At 63.7% G+C, this 17,686-nt stretch carries 15 protein-coding genes; 1 reads left to right on the top strand and 14 read right to left on the bottom strand.

The annotated features are described in order from the left end of the window. Window positions 1-44: 44 nt before the first annotated feature. The 11 genes from madM to B0W55_RS24215 all read right to left on the bottom strand — a co-directional run bounded on the left by madM (window position 45) and on the right by B0W55_RS24215 (window position 8,696). The gene (madM, locus tag B0W55_RS24265) at window positions 45-809 is read right to left on the bottom strand and encodes a malonate transporter subunit MadM (protein WP_077048445.1); all 765 of its coding nucleotides are present in this window, start codon (window positions 807-809) and stop codon (window positions 45-47) included. Between the two features lies 1 nt (window position 810). Next, on the bottom strand, window positions 811-1,227 hold the full coding sequence (gene madL / locus B0W55_RS24260) for a malonate transporter subunit MadL (protein WP_077048444.1): 417 nt from the start codon (window positions 1,225-1,227) through the stop codon (window positions 811-813). Window positions 1,228-1,291: 64 nt separating this feature from the next. Next, window positions 1,292-2,203 carry a malonate decarboxylase subunit epsilon gene (mdcH, locus tag B0W55_RS24255; RefSeq protein WP_077048443.1) on the bottom strand — a complete coding sequence of 304 codons (912 nt, stop codon included), beginning with the start codon at window positions 2,201-2,203 and terminating at the stop codon, window positions 1,292-1,294. Beyond that, window positions 2,200-2,814 carry a malonate decarboxylase holo-ACP synthase gene (locus B0W55_RS24250; RefSeq protein WP_077048442.1) on the bottom strand — a complete coding sequence of 205 codons (615 nt, stop codon included), beginning with the start codon at window positions 2,812-2,814 and terminating at the stop codon, window positions 2,200-2,202. The genes mdcH and B0W55_RS24250 overlap by 4 nt, the downstream gene beginning before the upstream one ends. Further along, window positions 2,808-3,611: a biotin-independent malonate decarboxylase subunit gamma gene (gene mdcE, locus B0W55_RS24245; RefSeq protein WP_077048441.1), complete on the bottom strand. Its 804-nt coding sequence runs from the start codon at window positions 3,609-3,611 to the stop codon at window positions 2,808-2,810. The genes B0W55_RS24250 and mdcE overlap by 7 nt, the downstream gene beginning before the upstream one ends. Continuing rightward, the gene (locus tag B0W55_RS24240; RefSeq protein WP_077048440.1) at window positions 3,608-4,459 is read right to left on the bottom strand and encodes a biotin-independent malonate decarboxylase subunit beta; all 852 of its coding nucleotides are present in this window, start codon (window positions 4,457-4,459) and stop codon (window positions 3,608-3,610) included. The genes mdcE and B0W55_RS24240 overlap by 4 nt, the downstream gene beginning before the upstream one ends. Further along, window positions 4,452-4,751, bottom strand: coding sequence for a malonate decarboxylase subunit delta (locus tag B0W55_RS24235; RefSeq protein ID WP_077048439.1), 300 nt, complete (start codon window positions 4,749-4,751; stop codon window positions 4,452-4,454). Before B0W55_RS24235 ends, B0W55_RS24240 begins: the two co-directional genes overlap by 8 nt. After that, on the bottom strand, window positions 4,751-5,626 hold the full coding sequence (locus B0W55_RS24230; RefSeq protein ID WP_077048438.1) for a triphosphoribosyl-dephospho-CoA synthase: 876 nt from the start codon (window positions 5,624-5,626) through the stop codon (window positions 4,751-4,753). The genes B0W55_RS24235 and B0W55_RS24230 overlap by 1 nt, the downstream gene beginning before the upstream one ends. After that, window positions 5,626-7,296 (bottom strand): malonate decarboxylase subunit alpha, encoded by a 1,671-nt coding sequence (gene mdcA / locus B0W55_RS24225; RefSeq protein WP_077048437.1) that lies wholly within the window; start codon window positions 7,294-7,296, stop codon window positions 5,626-5,628. The genes B0W55_RS24230 and mdcA overlap by 1 nt, the downstream gene beginning before the upstream one ends. 382 nt (window positions 7,297-7,678) lie before the next feature. Then, window positions 7,679-8,104 (bottom strand): hypothetical protein, encoded by a 426-nt coding sequence (locus B0W55_RS24220; RefSeq protein WP_077048436.1) that lies wholly within the window; start codon window positions 8,102-8,104, stop codon window positions 7,679-7,681. Next, a complete protein-coding gene (locus B0W55_RS24215) occupies window positions 8,067-8,696 on the bottom strand; it encodes a transcriptional regulator (protein WP_077048446.1) in 630 nt (209 codons plus the stop codon). Before B0W55_RS24215 ends, B0W55_RS24220 begins: the two co-directional genes overlap by 38 nt. Before the next feature lie 11 nt (window positions 8,697-8,707). On the opposite strand from B0W55_RS24215, the gene B0W55_RS30375 reads away from it, so the two are divergent. After that, window positions 8,708-8,899, top strand: coding sequence for a hypothetical protein (locus tag B0W55_RS30375; protein ID WP_139340968.1), 192 nt, complete (start codon window positions 8,708-8,710; stop codon window positions 8,897-8,899). A 110-nt stretch (window positions 8,900-9,009) separates the two neighbouring features. On the opposite strand, the gene B0W55_RS24210 is transcribed toward B0W55_RS30375, so the two are convergent. From B0W55_RS24210 to B0W55_RS24200, 3 genes are read right to left on the bottom strand one after another with little or no spacing between them, the layout of a single operon-like run. Then, window positions 9,010-9,477: a chemotaxis protein CheW gene (locus B0W55_RS24210; protein WP_077048435.1), complete on the bottom strand. Its 468-nt coding sequence runs from the start codon at window positions 9,475-9,477 to the stop codon at window positions 9,010-9,012. Next, entirely contained in the window at window positions 9,470-15,499 is a 6,030-nt protein-coding gene (locus B0W55_RS24205; protein ID WP_077048434.1) for an Hpt domain-containing protein, read from the bottom strand. Before B0W55_RS24205 ends, B0W55_RS24210 begins: the two co-directional genes overlap by 8 nt. Before the next feature lie 50 nt (window positions 15,500-15,549). Continuing rightward, entirely contained in the window at window positions 15,550-17,610 is a 2,061-nt protein-coding gene (locus B0W55_RS24200; RefSeq protein ID WP_077048433.1) for a methyl-accepting chemotaxis protein, read from the bottom strand. Between the last annotated feature and the right edge of the window lie 76 nt (window positions 17,611-17,686).

Genomic DNA, 17,686 nt, shown 5'->3' with positions numbered 1-17,686 from the left:
GTCCAGCGGGAGCAAGCTCCCTCGCCACAAAAGCAGTGGGCGATTTAGCCGACAATCCCGCGAACAATGAAGTACAGCAACGAAGGCCCAAGCAAACAGCCAAGCCCGGTATGGAACGTCGCCGTCAACGCGCCATAAGGCACCAACCGCCGATCCGTCGCTGCCAGCCCCGCCGTCACGCCACTGACGGTCCCGGCCAACCCCCCGAACACCATCGCCGAACGCGGATTGTCCAGGCCCATCCAGCGTGCTGCCATCGGCGTGCCGACCATCACCAGGATCGCCTTGATCAGCCCGGTGGCGATCGACAGGGCCATCACATCAGAACTGGCACCAATCGCCGCGCCAGTCACCGGGCCGACGATGTAGGTCACCGCGCCTGCGCCGATGGTGGTCATGCTCACCGCATCGCGATAACCGAACGCCCAGGCCATGCACGCGCCGACAATGAACGGTAGCACCGTACCCAGCAGCAGCGCGATCACGCCAATCAACCCGGCCTTTTTCGCTTCGGTGGCTTGCACCTCGAAGGCCGTGGCGACGATGGCGAAGTCCCGCAGCATGGCGCCGCCCATCAGGCCGATGCCGGAGAACAGCGTCAGGTCCGCCAGGCCTTTCTGGCCTCCCGTCAAAGTACCGCCCACCCAGGCCAGGACCAGGCCGATGACGATGGCAATCGCCGAGCCGTGGATGCGCCCGAAAGTCAGGCGTTTGGAGAGAATGACCGACACCCACATGATCACGCCGACGAAGGCGAATGCAGTGACCAGCCCGTTGTGTTCCAGACCTTTTTCGATGAGATCCCACATGTCAGCGACCTCCTACCGGGGTGCCGACCGGCGTGATGTCCGCCGGTTCATCGGGCAAGGGCTCGCCCTTGTGGGTCCGGCTGATCAGGGCAATGGTGCAGCCGCAGACCACCACCGAACCGATCGCCGCCAGCACCGCCACCGGGCCGCCGTGCAGGGCCGTGACCACGTTCTGTTGCGCCGCCATCGCCACCACCACCGGGATGTACATGGCACCCCAGAAGCCGACGCCCATCTCGCAGTCCTTGCTCATGCCGCCGCGCTTTTGCATCCACAACCGCGCGCAGATCAACAGGATCATCGCGATCCCGACCCCGCCCACGTTGGATTTGACGCCCAGCAACACGCCGAGCATGTCACCCATGATCACCCCTGCCAGCGTACAAATCGCCAACAGCGCCACACCGTAAATAATCATTGTTGTTGTCCTCAAAGTGCATCGTCGAATGTTGTTTTTGTTGTTCGAAGCCTGAGTCGGTGCTTTAGAAGTGGCGGCTTCCCTCCTCACGCAACAGCGCCTGCAGGGTGTCGAGCCGAGCACCGTCGAAGGCCATCACGGTGCCCTGCTCGAACACCCGGCGCGCCAGCCCGGTCAACACCGCACCGGGCGGCAGTTCGATCTGTAGGCGTACGCCACGCTCATAGGCGCTTTGCACGGTGCCGCGCCAATCCACCACGCGGCACATGTTGAAGGCCAGGTCATCACGCAGGGCCTCGATCTTGATGATCGGCCGAGCGCGGCTGCCGCTCAGATAGCCGATTTTCGGGGTTTGCAGGGTGACGCTGGCGAAGGCTTCGGCCAAAACGGCTGCCGGTTTTTCCAACAGCGGACAGTGCGACGGCACGCTGACCGCCAAGCGTTTGGCCAGACCTGCGCCACGCGCCTTCGCCAACCCTGCCACCGCTTTCATTGCACTTTCGCTGCCGGCGATGACCACCTGGTTATCGGCGTTGATGTTGGCCAGGTACACCGGCGAATCGTCGCTGTGAACCTGCGCCAGCAAGCCTTCCACCGTCGCCAGATCCAGGCCGATGATCGCGGTCATGCCGTAGCCCTGCGGGTAAGCCTGCTGCATCAGTTCGCCGCGCAGGCTCACCAGATGCAGCGCATCGCTGAAGCTCAGGGCGCCGGCCACCACCGCCGCCGGGTAGGCACCGATGGACAAACCGGCGACGTAATCGGACGGCATCGCCAGTTGTCGCGCAGCTGCCACGCCCGCGATCAACAGGCAAAGTTGCACGGCTCTCGTCGTTTGCAACGCTTGGGCAGAATCGAGCAGCGAGACGTCTTCACCGAGCACATCGCTGGCCTCGCTCAAGGTTTCGCGAGGCACACGCTGGAGCATGCCCGGCTGCTGCGCGCCCTGGCCCGGAAACACCAGCAAGCTGCTCACGCTGCCTGCTCCAAAGGGTTCCACGGATCGATCACCAGCGTGGCTTGGGTAGCGTTCTTGAGCAGCACCCGCTGCGAACAGCCGGCCCATTCGCGCAAGGCCACAGCGCCGAAGGGTGTCTGCAATTGCATGTCCACCACACACCCCGCCGTGTCGAGCAACCGCAGCAGTTCCCGTGCCTGAACCCGGGCCAACGGCTGCGGCGTGCGCAGAATCAGGTCCAGATCACTGCCCTCGTGCAGGGCCTCAATGCCAGTGGCCAATTCAAACCCGGCGCTGCCGCTGACACCCCATGCCCTGCCGTCGAGCAGCGGACGCAATTGCTTGAGGGCGCGCACCGCCGGCAGGTCCCGGTCGTTAGCGACGTGGCAAAGTTGTTCCGGCTGCACCCGGCGTGAGATCGAATCGATTGCCATCGACGCCGCGAAGCGCTGCTCGCGCAGACGCCCACGCACGCCGACCGCCACCTGCCCTGCAACCGACACGGCACGACGCACCACCACGGGCTGCCCGGCGCGGATCACCTCGATCACCCACCCGGGCGCATCCACGGGCAGTTGCTCCAGGGACAGGCCCCAGAGCAGGTCGTGGGCCATCAACGTGTTCACCACTGTTCTCTCAGCAGTTGGCGAACGTGGCTCGACGCGGCGCGGTTGCTGGCGCCCAGGCGACTGCTCAGGTCGCGGCCGTTTTCGCCGACGTCAGCAATGGCTTGGGACAGGCATTCAGTCACGCGACTGATATCGTCGGCCGTGGGCTGTTCGATGTGCTCCACCGACAAGGTTTCCCAGAGCAAACCGAGGCTGGCGTAGCTGTCGATGTCGTAGGCCATCGGCGGCACGCTGGCGGCCAGGGCTTCCAGTTCTTCGACGCTGCGCAGTGTCACCCTCGCCGCTGACGCCTTGCCCATGGCATGCACCATGACACCTGGATCACGCAGGGCGATCAGCCGGTTGGCCTGATAACCGTGGGCCAGAAACGCCCCGGACATGGCCTTGCCCACCAGCAAGCCGATCACCGCATGCCCGGCCAGACGGGCGCGGGCATAACTGTCCGCGGCGCCGGCCAGAGCCTGGTGAATGCCCAGCGCTTCCTCGCGGCGGCCATAGGCCTGGCTCGGTACATCGACGATGGCGATCAAGGCGCGTTTGTGCGCTTTGTCCTGATCGGCCTTGATGACTTCATCCACAGCCTTGGCCAGGCCCCAGCCTTCAAGCAGGCCGACCTCGCCGTTGCGGGCGCGGGGGAAACGGTTGTCGGGGTCGGCCACCACGGCGAGAAAACGCACAGGTTGTTCGGCAAGAAAACCGTCGGCTACTTTCAGCGAGGCTGGCAGGCCGTCGACCGGTTTGGCCCCGGCACTCAAGGCGTTGAACCAGTGCAGGCCCCGGAGGGAATACGAACTCATGAGCGCGCTCCTTGATACAGGTCGCGAACCGTGGCCGGTTCGATTTGCGGTTCGGCGTCCAGTTGCGCCAGCCGTTGCAGGTACAGATCGGCCTGGCCGCTGCGTTGTTGAGCGGGCACGCCTTGCTGGAGCAACTCGCCGACCTGCCGGCGGATCTGCGCCACGTCATCTTCGGCAAAGCCATCCACCAGCCCCGTGGCAAAGCGCTGCTCGCCACCGGTCAAGCTCCAGATGAAGGGCCGGTCACGGGAGTCGTATTCTTCCAGCCCGGCTTCCTGCTCGATCACCTGCGGGCCGTTCAGGCCGAGGCGCGCTTCCTGGGTCACCAGCAGATAGCTGCACAACCCGGCGGCAATCGACATGCCGCCAAAGCAACCGACGCTGCCGGCGATCACGCCCACCACCGGTTGGTACTGGCGCAGGTCGACAATCGCCGCATGGATATCGGCAATCGCCGCCAGGCCCAGGTTGGCCTCCTGCAAGCGCACGCCACCGGTTTCCAGCAGCAACACGGCGCGGGTCGGGATACCCTTGCGGTTGTCTTCGGCGGCCAGTTCCAGGGCGCCGGCCATCTTCGCCCCGCCGACTTCACCGAGGCTGCCGCCCTGGAACGCGCCTTCGATGGCGGCGATCACCACAGGCAAACCGTCGATGCTGCCCTTGGCGATCACCACGCCGTCATCGGCTTGCGGCACCACACCCTGACGGGCCAGCCACGGCGACATCACGCGCTGGAACGGATCGAGCAATTCGCGAAAGGTGCCAGCATCGAGCAAGGCTTTCGCCCGCTGCCGGGCACCGAGTTCGATGAAGCTGTGTTTGTTGAGCAACGCGGCGCTGTCAGTCATGACCGATCTCCTCGAAGCCCTGTTCCAGGCGCAGGCGCACCACACCGGGGGTGGCGCCGAAATCGTGGATGTCGATGTCCATCGCCGAGGGGGTCTGACCGTCGAACATCCGCGCAAACAGATGCTGCCAGCGTTGTTCGCTGCCGTTGACCGAGGTCTGCACGGTGATGGTCAGCTTGCCGGGCTGGCCGGGCTGAATCAGCACTTCCAGGTCGCCCGAGCCGACGCAACCGACCAGCGTGCGACCCCGAGGCGGCTGCCCGGCGGGGAATTCAAAGGATAAGGTTTCCATCAGCGTGCTCCCTGTAGGTGGCGGTCGCCCGACTCGATACGGTCGATGAACAGGCAGGCTGCGAGCAGGTCGGCAGCGCCACCGGGCGAGGCATTCAATGCGATCAATTGTTGGTCCAGCTCATGCAGTCGGCGGCGACCGGTGAGGCTGGCACTGCCGCCAGCGTCGAGCACGGCCTGGGCGCCCAGTTGCATGGTGTGCAGGCCTTCTTCGCCGGCGCGGTACAGCACGCAGGTGTCAGCCAGTCGGGTCATGATCGCCAGCAGTGCATCGAGCCGTGCGTTCTGTTCGCCATGGCCGGCGGCGCGGCTGAAGTGCAGTTGTGGCAGGGCGCGTTCGATAACGGATGGAAAACCAAGCTGCGCTTCTTCCCGGGCACCCCGGGCGCCATAACGCTGGGCGACTTGCGCACCGTGGCTGAGTGGACGCGGTGCATGGCGATCGTCGAGCAAGGCCAGGCGTGCGGCACGCAGAGCGATGGACGCGGCGCTGTTGGCTTCAGGCTCGAGCGCCACTACCGCGACCAACAGGCCCAGGGCCCAGATCGCGCCACGGTGGGTGTTGACGCCGTTGGTGGTGGCGAGCATCGCCCGTTCGCCTTCGCGACCGATCTGGCCGACGGCTTCACGCAGCGGCAAGCCGATCTCGCCGATCTCGGCGGCCGCTTCGGCCATTTCCTTGAAAGCCGGCCACAGGGCCAGCGCCGAGGCGTGCATCAGCCCCAGGTGCAGATCGGTGTGGGCGCCGTTGCCGCGACGGTCCACCAGAGCCGGTTTGGGCGACAGGTCCGCTTCGTCGATCAGCGCGTCCACCGCCAGGTCCGCCAGGCGCTCGGCCAGGCTGATGGGTTTCGGTTGCAGGTTGAATGCGTGCATTACCAGCTCCTGAACTTGGCGGGCGGGTTGTAGAGGCCACCGGACCACTCCACCAGATCGGCCACGCTTTTGGCGGCGAGCAGTTCGCGGGTGGCGTCGGTGCGGCGGATGCCGAGGTCTTCGGGCAAGGCGATCAGGCCTTCGCGGCGCATGCGCGCGGTGTCTTTGGGGTTGTGGCGCAGGCCAATGGCGGTCACCCCGGCCACGGCAGCGATCATCGCCTGGCGCTCTTCAAGCGACCGGGCCTTGTACAGGTAGGCGATGCCTTCTTCGGTCAGCAGGTGGGTGACGTCGTCGCCGTAGACCATGATCGGCGCCAGGGGCATGCCGCTTTTTTTCGCCACGTCGATGGCATCCAGTGTTTCGACGAAGGTTGGTTTGCCGCCCTCCTGGAAGGTCTCGACCATTTGCACCACCAGTTTTTTGCCGCGTTCGAGCATCGGTTCGGCGACGTCGGTGTGGCGCATGTCGAGCCAGGCCGGGGTGCCGTGACGACGACCGCGCGGGTCATGCCCCATGTTCGGCGCCCCGCCAAAACCGGCCAGGCGACCGCGGGTCACGGTGGAGGAATGGCCGTCGCCATCGACTTGCAGGGTGGCGCCGATGAACAGGTCCACCGCGTATTGCCCGGCCAGTTGGCTGAACATCCGATTGGAGCGCAGCGAGCCGTCACGCCCGGTGAAGAACACGTCGGGCCGGGCGGCAATGTAGTTTTCCATGCCCAGTTCGGTGCCGAAGCAATGCACGCTTTCGACCCAGCCGCTTTCGATCGCCGGGATCAGCGTCGGGTGCGGATTGAGGGTCCAGTTGCGGCAGATCTTGCCCTTCAGGCCCAGGGATTCGCCGTAGGTCGGCAGGATCAGTTCAATGGCAGCGGTGTTGAAACCGATGCCGTGGTTCAGGGACTGGACGTTGTGTTTTTCGTAGATCCCGCGGATCGCCATCATCGCCATCAACACGTGCACAGGCTTGATGTGCCGCGGGTCGCGGGTGAACAGCGGCTCGATGTAGAACGGCTTGTCGGCCACCACCACGAAATCGACCCAGGACGCGGGGATGTCGACGCGGGGCAGGTCGCTGACGTCGTCCACCAATTGATTGACCTGGACGATGACGATGCCGTCGCTGAAGGCTGCGGGCTCGATCAGCGCCGGGGTGTCTTCGGTGCTGGGCCCGGTGTAGATGTTGCCGGCGCGATCGGCCATGAAACCGGCGGAGAGCACGACGTTGGGAATCAGGTCCACCACCAGCCGGGCGTAAAGCTCGATGTAGGTGTGGATCGCGCCGATTTCCAGCAGCCCGTCTTCGAGCAACTGGCTGATGCGCAGGCTTTGGGTGCCGGCGAACGAGAAATCGAGTTTGCGGGCGATGCCGCGTTCAAACAGGTCCAGGTGCTCGGCGCGCCCGACGCTGGGCATGATCATGTGCAGGTCGTGAAGCTTGGCGGGATCGGCCTTGACCAGGGAGCGGGACAGGAAATCCGCCTGCTTCTGGTTATTGCCCTCCAGCACCACACGGTCGCCCGACAGGATCAACGCCTCCAGCGCCGCCACGATGTTCTCGGTGGGCAGCACCACACCGTCGGCCAGGTTTTTCACCAACTCCAGACGCCGCTGCTTCTCGCTGCGCCGCCGCGTCCATCGCGAGTCGGGGGATATTGTTGTTGTCATGACCACTCCACGGGTTCGCTGTCGTGGGGGTCACAGTAGGAGTGTTGGGTGGGGGCATCAATCAAGCTGATTGGCGGATTGTTACGCTCAGGTTAATGGTTGTCTGGACGTATGCCATCGCGAGCAGGCTCGCTCCCACAGGGGATCTTCAGCGGACCGGGATTCGCTTGCGACATAAATCAACTGTGGGAGCTGGCCTCCTGGCGATTGGCGGTGTGTCAGGCGGCAAAGATATTGGAAGTGCGGGCCCCTTCGCGAGCAAGCCCGCTCCCACAGGGGGATCTTCAGCGAATCGGAATGCCCATGCGACAAAAAACAACTGTGGGAGCTGGTCTGCTGGAGATAGGGCCAGTGAGGCGACACACCTTTGAGGCATGCAAGATCACCGCTCAGCCATCCGCTCCTGCACCCGAATCAAAATCTGCCCAGTGCTTTCCAATAGCTGCCCCAGTAGGGCCTCATCTTCATCCATATAGCCTTCGTACTCCGCCAGGTTTCTACGTTCGTGGCAGAGCGCGAACAATCGTACCTGTACTTTGCCGATATCGGCGGTATGGACCAGGCACTGAAATACCAGATAGCGCTTGTCCGAACGGAAACCGCACAGGCGCAAGGCTGTCAACGCAATGCCATGAGCTGCGTTGTAAGCCAGATCAAAACGACTGGCGAAGGAAAGTGAAGGGGTTTGTGCGTCACTGAGTCGGGCTACTGCTGAACGCATCAAACCTTCGCATTCCCTCCGATCCGGCGGCTCAGCCTTCAAACCACCACTACGTACCAGGTTCTCCAGACTTTCGTTGTTGCCCATCCTTGGACTCCATAGGGTTTTCGCCCATCAGATTGATTTTGTCCTGCTGCGCTACCCGCACGACGAAGCTGTTCTCGGCGGCCAGTTTCGTGGCCCATTCTTGCGGGGTATAGAGCGTCGGGTTGATGGTGCGACCCAGTTGTTCCTCCAGGGGCATGAGCCGCTCCATCACTTCACTGTAGTGAAGTCCTTCACCGATCAGCATGAGATCAATGTCACTGGATGCGTTGGCCTGTTCCTTGGCGATGGACCCGTAAACAAAGGCCCAGGTGAGTTGGTCAGCGAAAGGTTGCAAAGCCTCGAACAACGGCTCGGCGATGCCGAAGGTTTTACGAGTGATGCCCAGCAGTTCGGTATAGATAGGGCAATCGGGATTGGCTTGATAGTGAGTCTGGTTGCCCTGTCGGGTCATGGTCAGCACGCCTGCTCGCTGCAAGCGATCCAATTCGCGCATAAGGCTGCCTTTGCCCACTTGTGCCCAGCGGGAGATCTGGTTGGCGTAAAAACTTTGGTCGGGTTTGCCGAACAACAGGCCCAGCACTTTTTGCTGAGTGTTCGTGAACAAGGCTTCGCTGAGGGAGAGGTTTTGCACGGTGACGACCAATGAGTCCCAAAAAGGGAACGATAGGTCCCTTTTTGGGAATCTTCAACTTTGTTCAAAATCCCGTTCGACTGCGCAGCAGGCGCAAAATGTTCAGCGCGCTGGAGATTCCGGGGCCGCTGCGCAGCCCGGCGGGAGCAAGCTCCCTCGCCACAAAAGCTATTGCGTTGGCTCAGGCCAGGGTTTATCCGTGAAGTCTGTGGTGAGTTGGGGGTCGCCTTCGCGAGCAAGCCCGCTCCCACATAGGTTCGCGGTGAACATCAGAAATCAACTGTGGGAGCGGGCTTGCTCGCGAAGGGGCCCGTCAGGTCAACCCGGCGCTCACCAGTAGCTCCTCCAGCGCCAGCAGATCCGGCACCTTGGCCACTTGGTCGGCCACCTGCACCGCGGCCTTTTCCAGTGCACACAGCGGCACATCCACATAGCTCAATTGACTGTCGAGCTTGTACGAGCGTGGAATCCCCTGAACCAGCATCGCGATGAATTTCAGCTCCGGCCGCCCGCCCAGTGCGTTGAGGATGACGATGCGGGCGCGTTCGCCGATGACGATTTTCTGGCCGCAGGCCGATTCGAAGCTGAGCAGGGGAATCTGGCGGTTGCGCCAGGCGACCCGCCCCAGGTACCACGGCGGGGTGTCGAGGTCGAACGCTGCGCTCTGGTAGTCGATCAGTTCGGCCACCGCGACGTTGGGCAGGATCAGGTTGCGGTCGGCCATGGGCAGCAGCAGGCCGGTGAGGTTGATGCTGCGTTGGTTGAGGCGCCGCTCAAGCATGGGTTTTGCTCCACAGGGCGATGCTTTCGAGCAGTACCGATTCCTGGTACGGCTTGCCGAGGTAGTCGTTGACGCCGAGGGCCATGGCGCGGTCGCGGTGCTTCTGGCCGGTGCGGGAGGTGATCATGATGATCGGCAGGTGCTGCAAACGCTCGTCGTTACGCACTTGAGCCGCCACTTCGAAGCCGTCCATGCGCGGCATTTCGATGTCCAGCAGCAGGATGTCCGGCAGGTGCTCTTCGAGCAGCAGCATGGCGTCGACACCGTCCTTGGCCGTCAGCACGTTCATGCCATGGCGTTCGAGCAAACGGCTGGTGACCTTGCGCACCGTCACCGAATCGTCGACCACCATCACCAGCAACGGCTTGTGCGGTTCGGGCTCGCTGTCCTGGCCCCGGGGTCGTTGCGGCAAGTGGGCTTGCAGGGCGCGGATCGGCGCCAGCAAATCAAGAATCAACACCACCCGGCCATCCCCCAGGATCGTCGCCCCGGACACCCCCTGCACCGCCGCAAACTGCGGACCCAGGCTCTTGACCACGATCTCGCGCGTGCCGGCCATGGCATCGACCTGCACGGCGATGTGACGCTCGTTGCACTGCACCAGCAGCACCGGCAACGGCAGGCTCTGGCCCAGCAATTTAGGGCGAGGACTGGTTTTCAGCAGCTCGCCCAGATAACACAGTTCATAGCGCTGCCCGGCGTATTCATAGGTCGGCGGATCCAGGCGGAAATGCCCTTCAAGTTCATTGGGCAGCACGCGGACGATGCCATCGATAGTGTTCAACGGGATCGCATACTGATCTTCCCCGCACTGCACCATCAGCGCCCGATTCACCGACACGGTGAACGGCAGGCGAATGCGGAAATGCACGCCCTGCCCCGGCACCGAGTCGATGCTCATGCTGCCGCCCAGTTGCCGCACTTCTTCGTGCACCACGTCCATACCCACGCCACGCCCGGAAATCTGAGTGATTTTCTCGGCGGTGGAAAAACCCGGTTGCAGGATGAACTGCAGCACGTCGCGGTCGCTGATATCGCTGTTGGGGTCGAGCAGACCGCGCTTGATCGCCTTGCGCCGCACCGCCTCCAGCGGCACGCCGGCACCGTCGTCGCGGATGTCGAAAATGATGTCGCCGCCTTCGCGCGACAGGTCGAGGGTGATGCGCCCCTGGGCCGGTTTACCCGCCGCAACACGCACCTCGGTGGATTCCAGGCCATGGTCCACGGCGTTACGCAGCATGTGTTCCAGGGGCGCGGCCATCCGTTCGAGGACATTGCGATCCATCTCGCCGTCAGCATTACCGACGATGAATTCCACGTCCTTGCCCAGTTCGCCAGCCACCTGCCGCACGATGCGTTTGAGCCGCGGCAGCATCCGTTCGAACGGCACCATGCGCGTGCGCATCAGGCCTTCCTGCAATTCGGTATTGATGCGGCCCTGCTGTTGCAGCAGGTTTTCCGCGTCCTGATTGCGCCGATCGAGGGTTTCCTTGAGGTCGAGCAAATCGGACGCAGACTCGAACAAGGCCCGCGACAGTTGCTGCAACTGCGAGTGGCGGTCCATCTCCAGCGGATCGAATTCTTCGTAGCCCAGACGTTCGGCGTCTTGCTGGCGACTGAGGATGCGGCCCTGGGTTTCGGTGTCCAGGCGGCGCAATTGATCGCGCATCCGTTCGATGGTGGTTTCCATTTCGTTCAGCGCGATTTGCGCGTCGCTGACCTGCTGTTCGATGCGACCACGGAAGATCGAAGTCTCCCCTGCAAGGTTGACCAGGTCGTCGAGCAGTTCCGCCGAGACCTTGACCATGTCCGCACCGGGGTCTACAGGTTGCAGCGGCGCCTCGGGCTTGACCACGGGCGGCAGCACCACCGCAGCCGCTGCGTCAGGCATTACCGGGTGGCTGAAATTGCGGATCGCATCGAGCAAGCGGTCGGCCGGCGGCAGCGGCTCACCGGCACGGGCGGCGTCGAGCATTTGCGCCAGCCGGTCATGGCTGCGCTGCAGCAATTCGAACAGTGCCCCAGTGGGTTTCAGCACGCCGGTGGACAAGCCCTCGTAGAGGAATTCCAGTTCGTGGGCCAAGTCGCCTATCGGGGTGATTTCCACCATGCGTGCGCCGCCCTTGAGGGTGTGCAGGTCGCGCAGCAGGGTTTCCACTTCCTGGCGGTTCGAAGGCTCGGCCTGCCAGCGCAACAGCGCGGCGCCGGAGCTTTCGATGATGTCGAAGCCCTCTTCGAGAAAAATCTCCAGCAAATCACTGTCGTGATGAACCGAGTCGTTGCTGGCCGCCGGCTCCACCACATCGGCTTGCCCGACATGCCCCTGGCGAAAGGCGCGAATCGCCTCGATCAGTTCATTCGGCTCGTCCAGTGGACGGTAGCGCTGCAATTGTTCCAGCAGATGCGCCAAGCGGTCGTGGCTGTGTTGCAGCAGCTGCGCCAGCGCGGTGCTGTAGGTATAGCGGCGGTCGACCAGGCCTTCGTAGAGGCTTTCCAGTTCATGGGCCAGGTCGCCGACGGGCTCGACCTCGGCCATGCGTGCGCCGCCCTTGAGGGTGTGCAGGTCCCGTTGCAGGGACGACAGGGGCGCGGGGTTTTGCGGGTCGGACAGCCAGCGTTGCAGGGCCTGGCTGGCGCTGTCGAGGATGTCGACGGCTTCTTCGAGGAAGATTGAGACGATTTCGTCGTCGAGCTCCTGATCTCTTGTAGGAGCGAGCTCGTCTCCGGGCGGCGTTCCGACGATGGTGTTACTGGCACCGCGTTCTTCCAATGGCGGCGCGTTATCGTTGGCGTCCATCGCGAGCGAGCTCGCTCCTACAGGGGCCCGCGTTATTTCCGCTGTAACGTCGCTCAGGTCGCGAATGCTCAGGGAGCGGCTGCCATCGCTGCGGATCAGGCCGGTGGCCGAGGGGTCGAGGCTTTGGTCGAGCAGGTCGTGCAAAGCGCGGACGCGGTCCGGGCGGGGGCTGACTTCCTGGCCGGCGGCCAGTTCGTCGAGCATGTTGATCAGCGCTTCGTGGGCACTTTGCGCCTCGTGGAAAAACGTCTCGCTGACCGCCAGGCTGCTTTCTTCCACGGCGCCGTAGAGGTCGAGCAAGGCTTCGCACAACTCATCCACCGGGTGCAGGTCTGCCAGGTGCGCGCCTTCGCCGAGGGTGGTCAGTTCGTCCAGCAGCGCGCTGAGTTCCTGGCGCTCGCCGGGGTGTTGCTGCCAGCGCTGCAGCAGGCTTTCGGCATCCAGCAGGATGTCCATGCCTTGGGCCAGGAAGTTATTGATCAGTTGCGGATCACGCTTGATGCGCGGGCTGCTGCTCGGTGTCTCCATGTGGTTTTGCAGACGCTCGGCCAGCAACGCCTGAGCCCGCTCGACCAACGCACGGGCGCCGGGAATCTCCGCCAGCGGATCACGCTTGAGTTGGCGCAGGCCAAGGCGGAACAGGCCTTCGGCCTCCAGCAGCACTTCGACTTCGTCCAGATCCAGCGCGATCTGGTGCGCCTTGTATTCCCGGGCCATCTGATCCAGCGGTGCGGCCAGTTCGACAATCGGCAACACCCCGGCCATCGACGCACTGCCCTTGAGGGTGTGCAAGGCCCGCAGCAAGGCATCGCTGGCCTGCAGCGGCACGTGTTCGGCGGCCTGGTCGAGGAAGTGATTGAGGCTGCTCAAATGGGTTTCGGCTTCTTTGCGGAAGATCTCGAGCAACAGCGGATCGAGGGCCGCGACATCCTGGGTGTCTTCGTCGCTGGCCGGCTCATCGCCCTTGGCCAGGGCATGGGCGCGGGCGGCCAACTGGTCGACGTCGTTGCGCTGACGCTGGGCATTGGCGGCGTATTCGGCCACCAGTTCCGGCAGCAGGTTCAGCACATCGCCGATCAGTTGTTGCACGGTGGCCAGCGGCTCGACGCTGTTTTCCAGCACCCGATTGAGCAGGTTCTCCACCGCCCAGGCCAGCTCGCCCAGCACCAGTGCGCGCACCATCCGCCCGCTGCCCTTGAGGGTATGGAAGGCGCGGCGCAGTTCACTCAGGGCCGAGCGGTTGTCGGGGTTGATCGACCAGCGCGGCAGGTACTCGCGCAGGATCTCCAGCACCTCCTCGGTTTCTTCGAGGAACACTTCGCGCAGTTCAGCGTCCACCGGCTCTTCGCCGGCAGGCGGCGGCATCAGGCTGCCCGGCGTGCTCAGGGCCGGTGGGTTGAGAGCGGATACGGGGTTGGCCAGCACGTCGGCCAGGGTCTGCACCATGGCCGGCGCATCCTGCTCCTGACGGTGCTGCAGGGTCTTGGCCTCGCTGGCGCTCAGCACATCGTCGAGCACCGGCACCTGCTGTTCGCTGGGCTTTTCGTTCGGGAAGAAACCGAGGGTTGCCAAGCTGCTTTCGGCGATGTCGAGCAGCTGTTCGCCGGGGGCTTCCGGGTCGTCGTTGAGGCGCTCCAGGTAATACTCGAGGCTGGCGATGACGTCGGCCAGGCTGTCCAGTTCCTGCCAGTCGGGCTGGGCGGGATCAAGCAACAGATGCTCGCGGATGAAGTGATTGCAGGTTTCGATCAGGCTCGCCGCACGGCTCAGCGGGATCATCGACAGCGCGCCGCGCACCTGGGTCAGCAACGCCGGCAGTGCCTGCAAATGCTGACGGTCCCAGTCGGCGTCGATGTAGTCGACGATCATGTCCTTGGCCTGTTGCAGGCAGATGCGCGCTTCCTTGATCACGATCTGATGGATCTGCGTCAGGTCGGTGGTCGGCAGGCGGCCTTCCTCCTGGCTCTCCGGTTCCACGGTGCCGACCATGCCGGCCAGGGTCGCTTCGACGTAGAGCAGGGCGCCAGCGACGTCCATCAGGATCGCGTCATCGGGTTCGCGCTGGCCCTGGGCGAGGCTCAGCACCACCGCCAGTTGGTCGATGATGACCTTGCGCGGCTGGCCGAAACCCAGCACCGCCAGGGTGTCGGCGATTTGCCGCAAGGGCGCGAGCAGGCTGTCGAGGTCGGACGCGTGTTGCCGGTCGCTGCGTACGAACAGGTCCAGGCGCTCCTTGACCCGCACCAGCTCTTCGCACAACGCAGCCAACACCGAGCGCATGGCATCGCGGTCGGGACCGGCCAGCCGTGCGCGCTCTTCATCGACCATCGCGCTGTCGGGCAGCGCGTCGTCCAGTCCATAGCGATCTTTCATGGTCAGCATCTGCCCGGTGGGGTGTTCGGCCTTGGCAATGTAGAACAGCAAACTCTTGAGCAGCTCCGGCGGCGCCGGTTGATTGATCGCGGGCATGCCCTGTTCGAGCATGCGCTTGAGTTCTTTGTCGGCGTCCTTGAACAGGCTGCGCAGCGCCGGACTGTTGGCGATCGCACCGCCGCGCATGCCTTCGACCAGCGCCGAAGCGACCTGCCACAATGGGCTAAGGGGCGCGTCGCCGCACAGGGTTTCGAGGCGGGAAAATACCTTGGCCAGGTACCCGAGATGGGTGTCGTCATCCTGCTCGCGCAGCAGCCCGACCAGGGCCATTTGCAGCATCTGGCGCAACTTGCGCAGCACATTGGGCAGATCCGCCGGCTCCAGCAGCGCCAGGGCTTCGGCATCCAGGGGTAGCAGGTCCGGCAGTTGCGGGCTGAACAGGCTGGTTTCCGACAACAGGCTTTCGCCACGAGCGCTGCGCAGGTCGTTGATCAACGGCAGCACCACCAGGGGCAGGTCACGGCGGGCGCCCTGTACCCGGTCGAGGTAGATCGGCAACTGCCCGAGGGCTTGCAGCATCAGGTGCAGCGCTTCGTCACGATGGCTGACGCGGTTGTTCTGCAGGGCGACGATCAACTGCTCCATCTCTTCGGCGAGCAGGGCCGCGCCGTAGAATTCGACCATCTGCAAACTGCCGTGAACCTGATGGATGCACGCCAGGCAATCGCTCAGGGCGTGCGTCGCCTGCGGGTCATCAAGCTGGGTTTCGATCGCGTGATGAGCCTGCTTCAGCGTTTCGGCAATCTCGCCCTTGACCCATTCGAGGGCCACATAGTCGTGCCGATCACCCATAACCACTCCAGTTCCCACTTTCATTCAGTTTGCATGCGCCCGTGGGCGGTTCAAGCGTTGTCCGTCACCGGCGCCTTGGTGGCCGGCAAGGTGAAGCCGGACACCGAGCGCCGCAGCTGGCTGGCCATTTTCGCCAGGTTGCCGATGCTCTCGGCGGTGGCGGTGGAACCGGACGAGGTTTGCGTGGTGATCTGCTGGATCACGTTCATCGTCAGGGAAATCTGGCCGGCGGACGACGTTTGTTGCTGAGCGGCGTTGGAGATGCTCTGGATCAGCGCCGCGAGGGTCTTGGACACGCCTTCGATTTCTTCCAGGGCCACCCCGGCATCCTGCGCCAGACGCGCGCCGCGCACCACTTCGGTGGTGGTCTGTTCCATGGAAATCACGGCTTCGTTGGTGTCGGTCTGGATCGCCCGCACCAGGGTCTCGATCTGCCGCGTCGCTGCCGAAGAACGCTCCGCCAGCCGTTGCACTTCGTCGGCCACCACCGCGAAACCGCGCCCGGCATCACCGGCCATGGACGCCTGGATCGCGGCGTTGAGGGCCAGGATGTTGGTCTGATCGGCAATGTCATCGATCAGGCTGACAATGTCGCCGATTTCCTGGGAAGACTCGCCCAGGCGCTTGATACGCTTGGCGGTGTCCTGGATCTGCTCGCGAATGTTGTCCATGCCGTGGATGGTGTTGTGCACCACCTCGTTGCCCTTGTTGGCGATCTCCACCGAACGTTCGGCCACCGCCGAGGATTCGGCGGCGTTGGCGGACACCTGATCAATGGATTCGGCCATGTCGTTGATTGCCATGGAAGCTTCGGAGATCTGCTGCGCCTGATGCTCCGAGGCCTGTGCCAGGTGCATGGCGGTGGCCTGGGTTTCCTGCACGGCGGCGGCAACCTGGCCGGCGGTGAGGTTGATGGTGGCCACCAGGTCGCGCAGTTGGTCCACGGAATAATTGATGGAGTCGGCGATGGTGCCGGTGAAGTCTTCGGTCACCGAGGCGGTCACGGTCAGGTCGCCGTCGGCCAGGTCCTCGATTTCGTCGAGCAGGCGCATGATCGCGTTCTGGTTACGTTCGTTCTTCTCGGCGGTTTCGCGCAGCTGGCGATTGGTCTCACGGACCATCACCAGGCCGATGAGGATGATCGACGCCAGTGCCGCCAGGCCCAGCACGTAGCCGCCGATGGTGTCGGTATCACGCCCGCCGGCGAGGTTTTCGAAGCCGCTGGCCAGGTGCGAGGCTTCGTCGAGCAGGGTTTGCGACAGGCTGAAGATGTTGGTGGCCGACTCGCGGACCTTGAACAGCTCTGGCGAAGTTTCGAGGATTTCATCCACCGAACCGGAGACGAATTCGAACAGCTCGGAAATCTCCATCAGGCGCGCCCGCGCATCGCGGTCTTCGACCTGGCTGACCCGCAGCGTGACATTGCCCTGAAGCATGCCATTGAGGACCTGGCCGAACCGCGCCGCGTCGCGCCCGAAGGCATCGGCCGCCTGCTGCGAATTTTCATCGCCGGACAACACGGTGTTCACCGCCCCCAGAATGCGCTCGGCCAATAGCGATTGGCGCTGGGCCATGGCCACCTGGGCCGCAGGCGCGCCCCGTTGCAGGAGGATTTCCACCACTTTTTCGTATTCGACCTGCAACTGCGGCACGGTTTCGGCCAGGGTCGCCGCCACCTGATGCAGCGACAGCACGGTTTGTTCGCTGGAAAGGATGGCATCGGTGTTTTTCAGCAGGCGTTCCCAGTCCAGCTGCACGGCGCGCATTTCCGGGCGCACGGCGGCCGGTGCCGGTGGCAGTCCGGTGACCGGGTCGCCTTTTTTCAGATAGCCCCAGCGCTGGGCAAAATCGTTGCGCGCATCGCTGAGCAGCTTGAAGGCCGCCGCCTTGCCGGCCGCAGCTTCGGTGGCGTTCTTGGCAATGCGCTGGGACAGCACACGCAGCTCGCCAGCGTGGCCGATGTACTGTTTGTCGTAGGTGGCCTGGGTGTTGAGGTACGCGAAATTGGCGAACAGCAGCATGATGAAGACAATCAGCGCGATGAACAGCGCGATGATCTGCGAACGACTGCGCGACCCTTCCACTGGCTTGCCTGTTTTAGCTTTTATCATCGGTCTTCGCCTGTTAACCCACACCTTTTTGAACACACCGCAAAGCCTGTGGCGAGGGAGCTTGCTCCCGTTGGAC

It is taken from the genome of Pseudomonas sp. KK4 (genome assembly GCF_001984065.1).
Lineage (GTDB): Bacteria > Pseudomonadota > Gammaproteobacteria > Pseudomonadales > Pseudomonadaceae > Aquipseudomonas.
Note: the sequence above shows the minus strand (reverse complement) of the source record. Positions and strands in the feature narration are given on the sequence as shown.

What these genes read in the sequence shown, in the direction of transcription:
- madM (WP_077048445.1), bottom strand. Translation starts at nt 809, where the DNA reads ATGTGGGATCTCATCGAAAAAGGTCTGGAACACAACGGGCTGGTCACT.
- madL (WP_077048444.1), bottom strand. Translation starts at nt 1,227, where the DNA reads ATGATTATTTACGGTGTGGCGCTGTTGGCGATTTGTACGCTGGCAGGG.
- mdcE (WP_077048441.1), bottom strand. Translation starts at nt 3,611, where the DNA reads ATGAGTTCGTATTCCCTCCGGGGCCTGCACTGGTTCAACGCCTTGAGT.
- B0W55_RS24240 (WP_077048440.1), bottom strand. Translation starts at nt 4,459, where the DNA reads ATGACTGACAGCGCCGCGTTGCTCAACAAACACAGCTTCATCGAACTC.
- B0W55_RS24235 (WP_077048439.1), bottom strand. Translation starts at nt 4,751, where the DNA reads ATGGAAACCTTATCCTTTGAATTCCCCGCCGGGCAGCCGCCTCGGGGT.
- B0W55_RS24230 (WP_077048438.1), bottom strand. Translation starts at nt 5,626, where the DNA reads ATGCACGCATTCAACCTGCAACCGAAACCCATCAGCCTGGCCGAGCGC.
- mdcA (WP_077048437.1), bottom strand. Translation starts at nt 7,296, where the DNA reads ATGACAACAACAATATCCCCCGACTCGCGATGGACGCGGCGGCGCAGC.
- B0W55_RS24220 (WP_077048436.1), bottom strand. Translation starts at nt 8,104, where the DNA reads ATGGGCAACAACGAAAGTCTGGAGAACCTGGTACGTAGTGGTGGTTTG.
- B0W55_RS30375 (WP_139340968.1), top strand. Translation starts at nt 8,708, where the DNA reads ATGAGTCCCAAAAAGGGAACGATAGGTCCCTTTTTGGGAATCTTCAAC.
- B0W55_RS24210 (WP_077048435.1), bottom strand. Translation starts at nt 9,477, where the DNA reads ATGCTTGAGCGGCGCCTCAACCAACGCAGCATCAACCTCACCGGCCTG.
- B0W55_RS24205 (WP_077048434.1), bottom strand. Translation starts at nt 15,499, where the DNA reads ATGGGTGATCGGCACGACTATGTGGCCCTCGAATGGGTCAAGGGCGAG.
- B0W55_RS24200 (WP_077048433.1), bottom strand. Translation starts at nt 17,610, where the DNA reads ATGATAAAAGCTAAAACAGGCAAGCCAGTGGAAGGGTCGCGCAGTCGT.